At 50.5% G+C, this 15,244-nt stretch carries 11 protein-coding genes; 10 read left to right on the forward strand and 1 reads right to left on the reverse strand.

The annotated features are described in order from the left end of the window. The first annotated feature begins 12 nt into the window (after window positions 1-12). From wbaP to AC286M_RS28435, 6 genes are all read left to right on the forward strand, one after another. Window positions 13-1,455, forward strand: a complete 1,443-nt coding sequence (wbaP, locus tag AC286M_RS28410; RefSeq protein ID WP_488207582.1) for an undecaprenyl-phosphate galactose phosphotransferase WbaP — start codon at window positions 13-15, stop codon at window positions 1,453-1,455. 2 nt (window positions 1,456-1,457) lie between these two features. Beyond that, window positions 1,458-2,819, forward strand: coding sequence for an O-antigen ligase family protein (locus AC286M_RS28415; protein ID WP_488207583.1), 1,362 nt, complete (start codon window positions 1,458-1,460; stop codon window positions 2,817-2,819). Window positions 2,820-3,260: 441 nt separating this feature from the next. Next, a complete protein-coding gene (locus AC286M_RS28420) occupies window positions 3,261-3,929 on the forward strand; it encodes a sigma-70 family RNA polymerase sigma factor (RefSeq protein WP_488207584.1) in 669 nt (222 codons plus the stop codon). Window positions 3,930-4,309: 380 nt separating this feature from the next. Next, entirely contained in the window at window positions 4,310-4,909 is a 600-nt protein-coding gene (locus AC286M_RS28425) for an anti-sigma factor family protein (protein WP_488207585.1), read from the forward strand. A gap of 182 nt (window positions 4,910-5,091) precedes the next feature. Beyond that, window positions 5,092-5,460: a hypothetical protein gene (locus AC286M_RS28430; RefSeq protein ID WP_488207586.1), complete on the forward strand. Its 369-nt coding sequence runs from the start codon at window positions 5,092-5,094 to the stop codon at window positions 5,458-5,460. A gap of 622 nt (window positions 5,461-6,082) precedes the next feature. Further along, window positions 6,083-7,453 (forward strand): histidine kinase dimerization/phosphoacceptor domain -containing protein, encoded by a 1,371-nt coding sequence (locus tag AC286M_RS28435; RefSeq protein ID WP_488207587.1) that lies wholly within the window; start codon window positions 6,083-6,085, stop codon window positions 7,451-7,453. Window positions 7,454-7,458: 5 nt separating this feature from the next. Here the strand turns inward: AC286M_RS28435 and AC286M_RS28440 are convergent, their stop codons facing one another. Further along, on the reverse strand, window positions 7,459-8,304 hold the full coding sequence (locus tag AC286M_RS28440; RefSeq protein ID WP_488207588.1) for a creatininase family protein: 846 nt from the start codon (window positions 8,302-8,304) through the stop codon (window positions 7,459-7,461). 495 nt (window positions 8,305-8,799) lie between these two features. Between AC286M_RS28440 and AC286M_RS28445 the strand changes: the two genes are divergently transcribed. The 4 genes from AC286M_RS28445 to AC286M_RS28460 all read left to right on the forward strand — a co-directional run bounded on the left by AC286M_RS28445 (window position 8,800) and on the right by AC286M_RS28460 (window position 15,172). After that, window positions 8,800-10,380, forward strand: a complete 1,581-nt coding sequence (locus tag AC286M_RS28445; RefSeq protein WP_488207589.1) for an ATP-binding protein — start codon at window positions 8,800-8,802, stop codon at window positions 10,378-10,380. A gap of 120 nt (window positions 10,381-10,500) precedes the next feature. Beyond that, the gene (gene sppA, locus AC286M_RS28450) at window positions 10,501-12,348 is read left to right on the forward strand and encodes a signal peptide peptidase SppA (protein ID WP_488207590.1); all 1,848 of its coding nucleotides are present in this window, start codon (window positions 10,501-10,503) and stop codon (window positions 12,346-12,348) included. 74 nt (window positions 12,349-12,422) lie between these two features. Continuing rightward, window positions 12,423-14,042, forward strand: a complete 1,620-nt coding sequence (locus AC286M_RS28455) for a bifunctional pantoate--beta-alanine ligase/(d)CMP kinase (protein WP_488207591.1) — start codon at window positions 12,423-12,425, stop codon at window positions 14,040-14,042. Between the two features lie 149 nt (window positions 14,043-14,191). Then, complete coding sequence (locus tag AC286M_RS28460; protein ID WP_488207592.1) at window positions 14,192-15,172, forward strand: S1 RNA-binding domain-containing protein; 981 nt, start codon at window positions 14,192-14,194, stop codon at window positions 15,170-15,172. Window positions 15,173-15,244: the final 72 nt, after the last annotated feature.

The raw sequence follows: 15,244 nt of genomic DNA on the forward strand, positions 1-15,244 counted from the left end.
CATGTAGCATCTATGCAGCTCCAGCGTACTCTGCGGCCCGCCATTACTGCTCTAAAAGTGACAACTCGTCCCTGGCCGACGATTGCATGTCTCGCTGGCACTGATTTGGCAATGCTGTCAGCTGCGGGATACATCAGCGTCATGGTGCGGCTTTGGTTCAATGGACAGTATGAACCAGAGCTTTATTGGCAGCTCTGGCCAATCTTAGGCTTATTTCTGTTGGCCTACGCTACGGTTGGGCTATATCCCGGTATTGGCATGAGTCCCGTCGAGGAACTACGGCGCACGACTATGACCACTACACTGACTTATCTGGCTTTAGCTGCCGTAATTTTCCTGTTTCGGGAGGGCGAAGTATACTCTCGGGGCGTGTTTCTGATGGTTTGGCCCCTTTCAATCCTGCTGGTGCTCATGGGGCGCGTCGTTCTGCGACATTTTTTGGCACAACAAGGTTGGTGGGGCTATCCCGTGATGGTCTTGGGTGCAGGAAAAACGGGTGAAATGGTGGTTCGTACCCTCAAGCGTAATCCCAGTTTGGGGCTTAAGCCAATTCTGATTTTGGACGACGATCCCAATAAACAGCGCTCAGTTGAAGGTGTTCCAGTTGTCGGTAACTTGTCCCTAGCGCCCAGTTTAGCCCGACGACTGCAAATTCCCTATGCCATTGTGGCGATGCCAGGAGTACCTCGCCATCGATTGCTGGAGCTGCTTGAACGATACGGACAAACCTTTGCACATCTATTTATCATTCCGGATTTGTTTGGCTTTTCTAGTTTGTGGGTCGGAGCCAAAGATCTAGGCGGGGTGCTTGGGCTAGAAGTGCGGCAGCAGCTTTTGCTGCCAGGGCCACGGGCTACTAAGTTTTTGCTGGAATTTGTTTTGACGGTCGGTTTAGGATTGCTGGTATTGCCGCTGATTGGGCTAATCACGCTGCTGATTAAGCTAGACTCGCCGGGGCCAGTGTTATATGCCCAAACTCGGATTGGTCGCGATGGTCACTACTTCAAAGCCTGGAAATTCCGCACGATGCAGCAAAATGCTGAGCAAATTTTGGCTCACTATCTGCAACTGCATCCGGAGCTAAAGTCCAGTTGGGAGCAGGATCATAAGCTGAAGGATGATCCTCGGATCACCCGTGTCGGTAGGATTTTGCGCCGTACTAGCTTAGACGAACTGCCTCAGCTGTGGAACGTGCTGCGGGGCGAAATGAGCATGGTAGGACCGCGACCAATTGTGGATGAAGAGGTTTGGCGATACGCAGAACGATTTAAGCTGTATTTAAAGGTGTCACCCGGCATTACCGGACTGTGGCAGGTTTCGGGTCGAAATGATACGACCTACGAAGAACGGGTGAATCTGGACGCCTACTATGTGCGTAACTGGTCGGTGTGGCTTGACATCTACATCATGGCGCGCACAATTTGGGTGGTCATTGTTGGGGATGGAGCCTATTAGGTGTGTCTCTTGCCAAGTGTCTAAAAACTCAGTCTCCGCTATGGACATTGCTGCAAGCGGGCTTCATTGTTATGCCCTACGTCAGCTATGTCGGATTTATGGGAGTTTTTGTCGTTCTCGTTACACGTGTTTGGCAGTTGGGCTGGCGCTTATTCCAGCCACCGATGGTCAGGGGATTAAGCGCGATCGCAATTGGCCTAATTTTCAACGCCAGCATTGCCTTCTATCGCCCAGAGGCCTTTCTGCAACTGACGAATTTTATTCCGTTTTTCCTGCTGTTTGCGGTGCTGATTCAAACCTTAGGTAGCCCTAAACAGCTTTACCAGTTGGCTTATCTTCTGGTTGTCACCTCAATTCCCATGAACCTGGTGGCGGTTTTCGAGTACTGGCTGAAAAGTTCCGCGATCGCAACTTCATCTCTAGCCGACTGGTCAATCCTGAACTGGTTTTATCGCAACGACTACGGGCACCGCGCCAACTCATTTTTTGGTCATCCCAATACCTACGTGAGTTATCTGGTGGTGATTTTTGGTTTGGGACTTGGGCTGCTGCTGCTGGATACCTGCGATCGCAACCGCTCTGTTCGGCAACAGTACGTTGAGCACGTTGAGCCGACGATTACCGCTCAAGCCGACGATAGCGCCGAGCGTCACCCAACCGATCGCCATCCAAGTGATCAAATTCATCAGATTCAGCCCTATTCTGGGCGGCTGTTATATCTGGCGATCGCGCTGATTGGTGTTGGCATTTTCTGTGCTGGATCGCGCAATGGACTATCCATTGGGCTGTGTCAACTGGCGCTTTTCATCTGGCTGGGGCGGCGGCAGCGCCTGATTTTCTGGGCCGGACTAGCTGGCATATTTGCGCTGAGTCTAGGCGCACTGATTGGTGGCATTGGTGGCCGTTATATCACGCTCCAGAGCGTCCTGACTGGCTTCGGTCGCGACCCCCGTTCCAGCGTTTGGCGGATTGCGTGGGATCTGACAGTTGAACGCCCCTGGTTTGGCTGGGGATTGGGCAACTTCAAATTTCTGTATCCGCCCCGCAGCACACATGAACTGTATTCCCATGTCTTTCATACCCACAATTTTGTACTGTTGATGCTCACAGAAGCGGGAGTTGTGTTGACACTTGGCTTGCTCCTTGCCATTGGCTATGTTTGCTATCGCGGGGTACACACCTGTTTACAGCAGCGTCGGGACAATCCGCATCGAATGGTGCTGACTGGCTATTTGTTAGCCACTGGCGGATTTATCCTATTTTCCATGCTAGACCTGCCGTTTTACGACGCTCGGATCAATGCGCTGAACTGGTTGATGCTGGCTGGGGTATATGTTCTTTCACTGCGATCGCAAATCCTATAAGCAGGAGTCACATTAGTTAGGACGCTGGAAAACTCTGAAAACGTTCCATCAGTGTGAGAAATCGAAATCGCTGGCAAATTGAAATCGCTGTAGGATGGGGAATGCAGAATTGTTCCTGGATTATGTTCACTCACCGCGTAATTAGTAATACTTACTGTCTTGCACCCTCAAATTGAAACCCCAAAGCGATTGTTTTGCTGCCGCAATGCGGGGGTAAGATAACCCTCCTAGGTTTTAGTGCAAGATGTGAGAATACTCACAGCCGTTGAGCTAGGATGAAGCTGCTTTATCCAGTTTTGATTTTTGGATTCGGTGGGAACTTTGGTGGAACCTGCCCCGTCTCTGAGACTAGCGACACGAATTTAGTGAAGCCCGCACTTAAAAAGCGGGTTCTCATGAATTCCCTTCCCTAGTGACGAGACGTTCAGGCAAGTTGTGCTAATGACTCATTCTCTACCCGCATCCTGGTCAACGGTGCAAAATACCGTTCCTCAGGCAACTGTGCAACCCGAAAAGCTCTCCAACTACGACCTCATTTTGCAGTGTCAGGCCGGCCTCCGTCCTGACAAAGCGGCATTTGCGGAACTGCTGCGTCGGCATCAATCCCATGTTGACAAGGTTCTCTACCACCTAGCACCTGACTGGTCAGATCGGGCCGATCTGGCTCAAGAAGTCTGGATTCGGGTATACCGCAATATCCGCAAGCTGAATGATCCGGTTAAGTTTCGGGGATGGCTCAGTCGGATTACGACCAATTTGTTTTATGACGAACTGCGCAAGCGCAAGCGGGTTCGGCGACCTCTTTCCCTGGATGCGCCTCGCCGCTTAGACGATGGTGAAATGGAGTGGGATGTAGCTGCTGATACGCCTGGCCCCGATGAGGATTTGGCAACTCGCGAGTTCTATGACCGCCTCCATGATGCGATCGCAGATTTACCGGAAGTATTCCGTACAACCATCGTGCTGCGCGAAATTGAGGGCATGGCCTACGAAGAAATTGCCGAAATCACCAATGTCTCTCTGGGTACGGTGAAATCTCGGATTGCCCGCGCCCGTCAGCGCCTCCAAAGCCAGCTTCAGAAGTACCTAGATGGAGGTTCTTTTCTGTAGCAGTTGCATAGTGATTGAGTCAGCAGGTTACCTTATCGGTTTATTGACCTCGCGTCTATTACGATCAAGTTAGCGAGCAGCAAACCCGGATAGAATCGTTAGCACACTCAGTCAAACATACGCTCCACTTTCGCCAAAATTTCCAGCCACCCTTTGGAAAGAGGTGATTGGTTTAAATTCAAACAAAAGTGCCTCAAAAGGTGAGTTGTGTTCTAGAGTAGTTCGGATATGATTTTGAAATAACTTAATCTGCTTTGACACGATTTAACTCAGCTTGACGGTATCTGCTTTTAGTTATCGTTAGAATCACTAAGATCACGATGCCAGCGCTTGTTTCGTATTTGGTCTAAACGATTAATTCTCCATATATCATTTTTGAGATGACCCCTGATTTTCCTTCAAACCGTAATAGCGACCAATCGGCTCCAGGCTGGGCGTCTGGAGATCAGGATGACTGCCGTTCGTGGGAGGCTCTGGACGTTATGAAACGCGATCGCTTCGAATTACTCAGTGCTTATCTTGATGGCGAAGTCACAGCCGATGAGCGCCGTCAGGTTGAAACTTGGCTGGATAACGATGCCACGGTGCAAAAGCTTTATCAGCGGCTGCTGCTATTGCGTCAGGGATTTCAGTCTATCCAGGTTCCTGTCGCTGAGACATCGATTGATATTGATGCAATGGTTGATCAGGTGGTGCGTCGCGCGAATCGGCCATCTCGCCGCCTTGTGCTAACAGGGGGTGCGATCGCAGCCGTCGTGGTGGGTACAGTATCCGCGTTTGTCTTTGGGTCTCCGACCCGCACACCTCAATTTGCAGAGCGATCCGGCCCGGACAGCGAAATCGCCACCGATGCTGAGTTTGGCGTTTCGACAGAAGGACTACAAATCGCCTTAGACAAGCCGATCATCGAAATTCCCAAAGCACCAACGGCTGATTCCAACTCTCCGTCGCTGTATCAGCCCAATACCAATGTGCGCTAGGATTGCGCATGCACTGAGATCGCAGGTACATGAAGCGTAAATCCTAAAATCGCACACCTTGGATAAAAGCGCGAGGCAGAGTTGGAACGAATCCGTTTCAACTCTGTTCTGCTATGGGTGAACAATGAATGAGTGGGCTGGGGCCTAATTGAACGAGTTCTTGCTTTATGTAGGAGGTTGCTATGCGCTATCGCTGTGTGTTTGCTAATCCATTGTCGCTTGCTGTACTCTTCTCTGGCAGTCTAGTCGCTGGTCTGATGATGTCCTGGATAAATCATCCGGTATTCGCTCAAACGACGCCTGGAGGATTGGGACGCGATCGCAGTTTGCCGTCCCAGACCTTCTTTGAAGATGGCTTAGATCAGCTGGAGCAAGAAATCCGCATTCTACAGCAGGAAGATTCTGACACGGCCATTTTGACGATTCAGCAAGATGTACAGCTCTCACCGTATGAAATCGAGCGCTTGACAGACGATGACGATGTCGAAATCCAGTCCGGCTCCGAAGAGACAGAGAGCACGGATGCGCCGACTGATGCTGAGTCTCATTAGGAACGTGAATAGTATCAGTAGGGGTTTAGTAGTTGCTAAGCCCCTACTGTGTTAAAAAACATCAATATTAGACTTTATTGGAAATAAAGTTTTTGGGGTTGGAAATTGTTTTGTAGCGCGGCTCCGCCACGCTACAAAACAATTTCCGACAAGGTCTGTTGACTGTATACAGGATCTATCCCCTTATTTTGCACTTTACAAACCGAAAATTCGGAGTGAGCATTTTGCCGTCGCAGTGAGGCCGCGAAATGCTCACTTCGGGTTTGGGTGCAAGACGAGAGCGTACATAAACTTGTGTATCAAGTTCGGGATTTGTCGCAGACAAGTTTCGATGTGAAATGTATATATTGTCACATCGAAACTTGTCTGCATATTCAAATACGTATAGCCCCAAAACCTGCTCTAGGTTTCCATTCCTTGCATCTGGCACTCAACCCACCCAGGATATTTTGCGATCGCAGTGCGTTGGCAAAATGCCGACTTTGGGCGTTAGCTTTCCTATGGAAAACGAGATCACGATCAGTCATAGTGCATGATCACTCGTCATGAAATCGCTGGTATGTGATTTGCCCCAACATTTTTGGCTAATGATGTCGAACTTAGATCGAAAGGATTGCTGTAGATGCTGCTTGTTAATCCAGACTGTTCCCTGTCTGTTCTGAACGCTCAACTGTATCAAGCTGGAACCACTTATGCCGTGGTTGTTGATGCTCAACAGCAGTGTTTAGGATTGGTTACACCTCAGACCTGGACAGCTGCGATCGCACAACAAGTCGATCTAGATCGAACTCCTGTCGCGGAATATATGCAACCTGTCATGACGACTTTAACCGTAGAGGAAGCGGCGGATTTAGCGACCTGTCGGACTCGCTTCCGGCAGGCACAAGCTGACTGTTTGCCCGTATTAGATGCAGATGGACGGGTGATTCGAGTCCTAACAGTGGCGGATTGTTTGGCCAATATTTCGCTAGGCTCTGCGTTAGAAAATTACAATCGATTAATCTTTGAGCGAGCCGCAGTGGGGATAAGCCTGGTTGATGCACAAACAGGCCGATTTCTGGATGTTAATCCAGCCCTTTGTTCAATTCTGGGCTATTCTGCGGCAGAACTGATGAACCTATCCTACGAAGAGGTGACTCATCCAGATGATGTGCGGCAATATACGGTTGAATTCCGCCAGTTTTTGCTGAATCAAGTCGATAATTGCGCCATTGAAAAACGGGTCGTCTGCAAAGATGGTCGGGTTTTACACACGCGGTTGACGATTTCGTTGGTGCGGACAGAGACGGGAGATCCGGACTATTTTGTATCGGTCATTGAAGATATTACAGCTCAAAAAATCGCGGATCAACAGCTCCGAGATTCGCTACACGAAAAGGAAGTCTTACTGCAAGAAATCAATCATCGAGTCAAAAACAATCTGCAAGTTATTACCAGCTTGCTCGATCTGCAATCTCGCCGAACTGCCGATGGTTCGGCCCGTTCGGCTTTGGAAATGACTCGCGATCGCATTTCATCCATGCTGCTGGTGCATGAACAGTTGCACCGTTCTCCCAATTTACAGCAGGTTGATTTTGCCTCCTATGCCCGCACTTTGGCCGAAAACTTAATTTACACCTATATGCTTAACCCCGAGCGGATTGAGCTGGAACTTAATGTTTCCGCCATGCTGCAGTTAAATCAGGCCGTGGCCTGCGGCTTGATTTTGAATGAGTTGGTGACAAACGCCATTAAGCATGGGCTTCGATCTCACGCTACTGGTCATTTGCAGATCTCTCTTTTGCCTGTGCCGACCGATGCAAGTCCTGAGCAGGAGTTTTTAGGCCTAGTGGTTGCCAACGATGGTACGCCGCTGCCCGAGAATTTTGATCGCGATCGCAGTTCGTCAATGGGCTTGAGATTAGTCACGCTACTGGCTCAAGAGCTCAAGGGGACGGTTGAGGTTGAACGTTCGCCCAGAACGCAGTTCCGTATTGTTTTTCCTCACCAGTAAGATGCTCAGGGATGCGCTTGCACAAAGGTTTCCCCTGGATAGGAGCGTTCCCAGGCGTGGGGCTGCTGGAACTGATGCACGTCTTTAATCACCTCGACCCAGCCGTCAGAAACCGATTCCATCAGCTGATCGCCCTTTTCCTTCGTCGCCACAGTTGGATCACCCAAGACACCACTGCGGCTTAAGTCGCGCGTAACCCAGGCAAACGGCAGTTTCCCCTCCATGCTGAGTAAACTGTCTTCCGGTAAGCCATGGGGATATTCCGCCGCCGCCGCTTCCATGCGGACGGTATCGGGCAAGATAGACAGCATCACGCTGGTTTCTGCATCGCCTGCGTGAATGCCCAATTCTTTTTCCTTAGGGCTGAGCAGTTGGCTACCAATATGTGGCACACGCCAAGTAAACAGCGGAAAAACAAGGAAATCAGCATATTTTTGGTGTAAATCACGAGCCGCAATTTCCAAAACCTGGGGCTGTCCCCCATGAGAATTCAGCAAGATGAGCTTGCGAAAACCGCTGCGATAGAGGCTTTCCGCCACTTCTGTAATCACTGCCAATAAGGTTTGAGCACTCAGCGTAATCGTGCCAGGGAAATGCCAATGCTCGTTCGATTTGCCGTAGCACAGGGGCGGCAACGCATAGGCCGGAATATGCGACGGCAGCTTTTCTAAAGCCTTACCCAGTACCGCCGTTCCGATTGCAGAATCAACCACAATGGGTAAATGAGGCCCATGCTGTTCAATGGAGCCAATAGGTTGCACAATCACCACGTTTGCCTTATCGGGCATAGCCTGAATATCTGTCCAAGCAAGATAGGGCAAAAAGCGATGGGGGGGAATGAAACCGTGCATAAGCTCCTCTAGAATCTGCTACTGTCATAGGCGTCCCTGTTGCTGACGCTTTCGTTTACTATGGCGCAATTCACTAAGTTTTGTGTCATCGAACTGAGCAGATTGACGGCCCAATCCGAATGGTTCAATCGGATGCCAAACCATGCTTGAGCATCTCTTTTAAAATTTTGCGAGATCGCCGTGGGCTGGGTTCAAATGTTTGATTGGCCTGTTTTTCACCTATTTTTCTTTGACCTGAGCGTAAATTAAATATAGGGATTCAATTGGCATGATCGCTGGACGCTCGCGTTGCGATCGCACACAAATCGGTCAGACAAAAACAGATTTTTCGTCAGAAGTTGGCGAATAATCGTGGTGATGATTAAACAAAATTCTATAATTTGCTTCAGGAATGGTGAAAGTGCCTGTTTGATTGTTGATTAGAGTTGGCTCAATCTAGAACGGTTTGAACTGATGTATTGTTGCTCTATTGCCCCATGAGTGTCTCTTGACCCCATGAGTTCCTCGTCCTCTTCCCCCGTTTCTCTCTATCAGCTTGCTTTGAATGTTGAGCAAGTGCCCAGTTCACTTCAGCTCAGCCCGAGAACCTTTCGGGGAGTGCTACAAAGTGTGCTCAATTTCTTGAGCCAGCGCCAAATCTCGGCCAGTATCTGGCTGAAAATTCCCCATCGTTCCTCCTGGCAAGAGCTGATTAATCAAAGCATTTATCAGTCTGGGTTGGCCCATGTGGTGTACCGGGTAGAGCGGGAAAAATATTATCAGCAAAAAATGGGCACAGCGATGACGGCTGAACCCGGTGGATCGCCAACCCCATCGTCATCCGCTCAACCTGCGATCGCAGGTTGGGCTCATGAGCTGGCTCAGGATCAGTATGAAACCATTGCCGATCCGTTTTTTGATGACGAGTTTTCCCTGATTGGCGACAGCGGCATGATCTCAGTGACGACCGATCAGCAAGCGCAAGAGATTGTCGTACCGTTAATTGATCCCAATCACCTCAATCAAGAATATTTTCTGATGGTGGTTTCGGAGTCATTCTCCGGTCTGTTTCTGGCCCATCGGCCCCGTTCTGTGGCGACTGGTGAGCGGCGATCGCGCTTACTCGCACTTTGTTCCTTTGAGGCCGAAGTGTTGCAACAGGCTCTGGGCGGGCTGTATCAGGTTCTTGAAACTGGGCAGAAGCGGTATCCCCAAGACAGAAATCTGACCGCCGCCTCAACCCACTGGCAGGAGCAAGTCAAAATTTGTGGTGCGCCCCAGACCAATACCATGTCCCTCAGCTATCTGATTACCCAGCAGATTGCTCAGCAGGAGCGGATGGTGCAGCAAATTGAGCGCTATCGGCAGCAGGAACAGGAAACGGAAAATCTCCATACTGTTCACGAAACCCTGACCCGCACGCTGGAAGCTAAAGACGACTTTCTCAACCGTATCGGTCAGGAGCTGAAGCCGCCCGTAACCAATATGAAGACAGCGCTCACCCTGCTCAATTCGCCCAGCATCGGTGATGCTCAGCGGCAGCGCTACATGGATATGCTGCATCAAGCTTGCGATCGCCAGAATACGATGATCCAAGGCATTCTCGATTTGCTTCAGGTTGAACAGGCCACTCAAGATTCGCATCCGCTCAAGCTACACGATGTTATTCCCGGCGTCGTCAGCACTTATCAGCCCCTAGCCATTGAGAAAGGGATTTTACTGGCTTATCGCGTCCCCGATGATTTACCCGCCATCTCTTGTCCCCAGGCCTGGCTGCGGCAAATTTTGATTAACCTGCTCCACAACAGCATTAAATTCACTGATAGCGGCGGGCGCATTTGGGTACTGGTTTCCCAAGAAGGTGACGATATCATGCTGGAAGTACAGGATTCAGGCGTGGGCATCAGCTCAACAGACTTGCCGCGCATCTACGATGCCTTCTACCGGGGAAAACATGTGCCTACTCAAGAAAGCGAAGGAGCCGGTTTAGGCTTAACTGTCGTGCAGCAGTTGCTGATTCGCTGTGGTGGCTCCATTGCAGTGAACAGTCAACTCGCTCAGGGGACAAGCTTCAAAATTCGTTTACCCATTCAGTAACTCAGCCTGCAAATCTGTGAAAACATTACAAGTTCAGCCGGATTTCCAGCTAGCCTGCTATGACATCGTTTAGGATGGGGCTGCAATGCCTCTAGTTGAGTTAGGCTGGGAGCCATTTCGATGCGCGATTTCCTAAAGTACACCCTGGCTAGTTTGGTCGGGTCAATCCTATTTTTTATTTTGTTTATCACGCTATCAGCACTGGGTGCGCTGGGGTTGATTGGCGTGCTGATTGCCAGCTTTAGCGATGGGGAAGAGACGCGACTGGTCAAGAAAGACTCCGTGCTGGTCTATGACCTTTCAACCTTGATTAGTGATGCGGAGTACGAGCTGTCTCCGACCGAGGCATTGCTAGGCGGTATTGAAAGCCAGTTAACCCTGCGGGATGCAATTAACGGCATTGAAGCTGCCGCTGAAGATGACAACATTGTGGCCCTGTATTTAGCCGGGGATGATCTAGGCGTGGGGGTTGGTGCAGCCGCGCTCAAGGAACTGCGGGAAGCTATCAAACAGTTTCGGACGGCAGGCAAACCAGTTATTGCCTATGACGTGTCGTGGACAGAAGCGGAATACTATCTGGCTTCAGTGGCGGACACCATTGCCATGAATCCCTTTGGCGATGTGGAAATGAACGGGCTGTACTCAGAAGTGCGCTACCAGGCGGAAACGTTTAACAAGCTGGGGATTGGCATTCAGGTTACGCGAGTGGGCAGATACAAATCGGCAGTCGAACCGCTGATCCGCAACGATATGAGCCCAGAGGAGCGGGAGCAAACCCAGCGCCTGCTCAGTGATCTGTGGGGACACATCATCTACAGCGCAGCTGAATTTCGGGATATTGAGGCACCCCAACTGCAAGCGATCGCAAATGGCAACGGTTTCCTGTTTGGCGAAGAGGCCCAGACGCAGGGACTGGTCGATAAGGTCGCTTATTTGGACGAAGTGATTCAAGATCTGCGGCAGCTAACGGGTGAGGGCGAGGAATCTGAGGATGCAGAATGGTCAGAAGATGAAGCCAGCTTTCGACAGATTAGCCTGAGTGAATACGCCAGCGGCACCGATGATCCGCTAGAGGTCAAGCGATCGGACAATCAGATTGCGCTGGTCTATGCCGAAGGCCCGATTGTAGACGGAGAGGGCGAAGGACTATCACAGGTGATTGCAGGCGATAAGCTGGCCCGGCATCTGCGCCAACTGCGGTTGGATGATGATGTGAAGGCCATCGTCCTACGGGTGAATAGTCCGGGCGGCAGTGCGATCGCATCTGAAGTGATTCTCCGCGAAGTGCAGCTCTGCCAGGAAGCGGGCAAGCCCGTGATCGTCTCAATGGGCAACGTCGCCGCATCTGGTGGCTACTGGATTGCCGCCTCAGCCGATCAGATTTTTGCGGAACCAACCACGATTACAGGCTCGATTGGCGTATTTGGCTTTTTCCCCAATCTGGAAGATCTGGGCGAGAAAATTGGCGTCAACTGGGAAGTGGTGAAAACAGGCGACACTGCCGATATTTTCACAATCACTCGACCCAAAACGCCCAAAGAGCTGAATATTTTGCAAACCAGCGTCGATAGCATTTATGACGAATTCCTAGAGCGGGTGGCTCAGGGGCGCGATTTGCCGCTAGAACGAGTGGCGGAACTGGCTCAGGGACGGGTCTGGTCTGGCTCGTCGGCTAAGGATCTGGGCTTAGTCGATGAACTGGGGGGTCTGGATGCTGCGATCTCAGCGGCAGCCACAGCGGCAGATTTGGGCGACGACTGGAATATTCGGAAATATCCAGAAAGCGAAGGGTGGCAGCGGTTTTTTGAGCAGTTCTTTGGCTCGGATACCGTTGATGCCGCAGCACGTCCAACCGATCCACTGACAGCGCAGCTTGGCCAGTTCCAGGCTGAAATCCAAATGTTACGCACCCTGAACGATCCGCGTCATATCTATGCGCGGATGCCGATCGATATTGACATCGATTAGGAGTAGCAAAACGGGGTCAAGATTCGCTACAGTAGACCGTTGGTGGTCAACAATTTGGCAGCAGGGGGAAAGTGGTGCGGCTACTCAAAACTGTGGTTGGACTCAACTGCTACCTCGACGATATTCGTTGCGGTCATTTCCCCGTCGAATTATGTGCGCAAGGGCGCAGTGCATCCCAGGCAGGTGGACAACCTGTGATTGGTTTCGTGCCAACGATGGGGGCGCTCCATGCCGGACACCTGAGTCTGATTCAGCGATCGCGCCAAGAATGCGACATCGTAGTGGTCAGCATTTTTGTGAATCCACTCCAGTTTGGGCCAAATGAAGACTTTGAGCAATATCCGCGTACCCTAGAAGCCGATGCCGCTCTGTGCAAGCAGGCTGGGGTCGATGCGATTTTTGCTCCGTCTGCCCAAGAACTGTACGGTTCATCCCTAGCCGCAGCGGCGCAAACCCAAGTGATTCCGCCCCAATCGATGATGGCCAACCTATGTGGGAAAATCCGACCCGGCCATTTTGAAGGAGTCGCTACAATTGTGACGAAGCTGCTGAATATTGTGCGGCCCCATCGCGCTTACTTTGGTCAAAAAGATGCCCAGCAGGTGGCAATTTTGCAGCGGCTAGTGGACGACCTGAATCTGCCCGTTAAGCTGGTTGTTTGCCCGATTGTGCGGGAGCCAAGTGGGTTAGCCTACAGCTCTCGTAACCAGTATTTAACGGCTGAGCAGCGGGTAGAAGCGATGGTGCTCTCCCAAAGCCTGCAGCAGGCGAAACACCGGTTCGATCAGGGCTGCGAGGATGCAGCAATCCTAATCGAAACGGTGAAAGAGCATATTAAAACAAACTCTAATTTCAAGATCGATTACATCGATCTGGTGCATCCTGATACGATAGAACATTTGGAATGGGTAAAGGAGGCTGGACTGTTGGCTGTTGCCGCTTACTTGGGAAATACGCGCTTAATTGACAATCTTGTGCTGCGCAATCGCAAACCGATTATCGCGATTGATGGGCCAGCCGGAGCTGGCAAATCAACCGTAGCGCGGCGAGTGGCACACGAGCTAGATTTGCTCTATCTCGATACGGGAGCCATGTACCGAGCAGTCACCTGGCTAGTCATGCAGTCCAGCATTGCCTTGGACGACAGACCTGCGATCGCAGAATTGGTCAATCAGTGCCAAATTCAGCTTCAGCCTGGTATTGCGGAAGACGGCAGCGACAAGATTCCTCTCTCCCGCGTTTGGGTGAACGGTGAAGAAGTGACGCAGGTAATTCGCTCGGCTGATGTGACGCGAAACGTATCTGCGATCGCAGCTCAGCCCGTTGTTCGACAAGAACTCACCCAGCGCCAGCAGTCCTATGGTCGCGAAGGTGGCGTGGTGATGGAAGGTCGCGATATCGGCACCCACGTCTTTCCTGATGCGGAATTGAAGATTTTCCTCACTGCATCGGTGCAGGAACGCGCTCGCCGCCGTCAGCAAGATCTGAAAGACCAAAATCAGCCTGTCGTTGATCTCGATGAGCTAGAGCGGATGATTTACGAACGCGATCGCAAGGACAGCACCCGCGCCACCGCCCCCCTCCGCCAAGCCGAAGACGCGGTTGAAATTCAAACCGATGATTTGACGATTGATCAGGTGATTGAACAAATTGTCACTCACTATCGCCAACTGCCCAAAGCAGTCGAAAATTAATTCAAAACCCCAAAAGCAAAAGAGGACGTACTTGGTATGTTCTCTTTTGCTTTTTAAACCTTTGAACTTGCTCTGAGGTCAACTGGTCTGTGAATGCTAGATTGAAGCCAACTGCCAGCGAAGTAGGGTGATGTTAAACCCGTTAAGCTATGAGCGTTCCGTTAGTTCCGTTAGGTGAATTTCAACCAGACGATATCGTTACGGGAAAAATTGTGGCGCTAGAACCAACAGGTGCTCTGGTTGACTTTGATATCGCTCAACTCGTTCACGTTCCACTATCAGAGCTATCACTCAGTAAAATCCAAAGCGCAGACGAGGCTTTGCGAGTAGGTGAAATCCGAGAGTTCTTAGTTGTCGGCAATTATGACGGTCATGGTGAGATTTTCTTCTCCAATTGTTCACCTGAAACACTCATTGGCAGCGATCGCTTACTTAAGAACGCACAAATAAACGCATCGCTTCAGTTTGGTTATTCTCTAGAACAAGTTCACGCTGGCTATCTCGTTAATCCAGAAGATATAGTTCTGCATACTCAAATCACTGAAGTTAGAACAGATGGAAAACGCCCTGGAGTAGCAGCAAGGCTCAAATGGTTCCTATGCTCTGAAGACCACCCGCCAACTGTTTCTTTTTCGATTCGTCAGCTACAGGTCAAAATAGCCTGCGAACGGTTACGGCAATTGCAGGCCGAGAATGTAGTCATACATGCCACAGTGCTTAAACAATACTCACGGAGTGCAGCAGTCAGAGTTGAAGGCTTACGTGGCGCTTTTCCGTTACGCGCTAACGAATACAAGGAAGAGTCTCTGGAAGGGAAAGAATTGCCACTCATCGTTTTGGAAGTCACAGAGGAAGATGCGTGCTTAAAGCTACTTCATTATCCTGTTTGGCTCAGACTTCAACAGTTACAGGTTGGTCAGATTGTCAGCGGCACAGTGCGAGCTGTCAAACATTACGGAATTATAGTTGACCTTGGAGATGTACGCGCCCTGCTCCCTGCTGCAAACATTCACAGCTCATCTGCTAAGCAACCCAGTCAAACCTTCGAAGTTGGTGCTTCTTTAGAAGTCAGACTTACTGAGGTGGATTTAGAAAGGGGTAGGTTTGTTATAGAGAGCATAGACAACTGAATGACGATCCCTGACATAGCCTCAACCCAATTCGGCAGACTGCCCCAAATCACCCATAATAAAGAAGAAACG

Source organism: Thainema salinarum CENA647 (genome assembly GCF_057732415.1).

Bases quoted from the DNA above. Each gene is read 5' to 3' on its own strand.
- wbaP (WP_488207582.1), top strand. From the start codon at position 13: ATGCAGCTCCAGCGTACTCTGCGGCCCGCCATTACTGCTCTAAAAGTG.
- AC286M_RS28425 (WP_488207585.1), top strand. From the start codon at position 4,310: ATGACCCCTGATTTTCCTTCAAACCGTAATAGCGACCAATCGGCTCCA.
- AC286M_RS28445 (WP_488207589.1), top strand. From the start codon at position 8,800: ATGAGTTCCTCGTCCTCTTCCCCCGTTTCTCTCTATCAGCTTGCTTTG.
- AC286M_RS28440 (WP_488207588.1), bottom strand. From the start codon at position 8,304: ATGCACGGTTTCATTCCCCCCCATCGCTTTTTGCCCTATCTTGCTTGG.
- AC286M_RS28435 (WP_488207587.1), top strand. From the start codon at position 6,083: ATGCTGCTTGTTAATCCAGACTGTTCCCTGTCTGTTCTGAACGCTCAA.
- AC286M_RS28460 (WP_488207592.1), top strand. From the start codon at position 14,192: ATGAGCGTTCCGTTAGTTCCGTTAGGTGAATTTCAACCAGACGATATC.
- AC286M_RS28420 (WP_488207584.1), top strand. From the start codon at position 3,261: ATGACTCATTCTCTACCCGCATCCTGGTCAACGGTGCAAAATACCGTT.
- AC286M_RS28430 (WP_488207586.1), top strand. From the start codon at position 5,092: ATGCGCTATCGCTGTGTGTTTGCTAATCCATTGTCGCTTGCTGTACTC.
- sppA (WP_488207590.1), top strand. From the start codon at position 10,501: ATGCGCGATTTCCTAAAGTACACCCTGGCTAGTTTGGTCGGGTCAATC.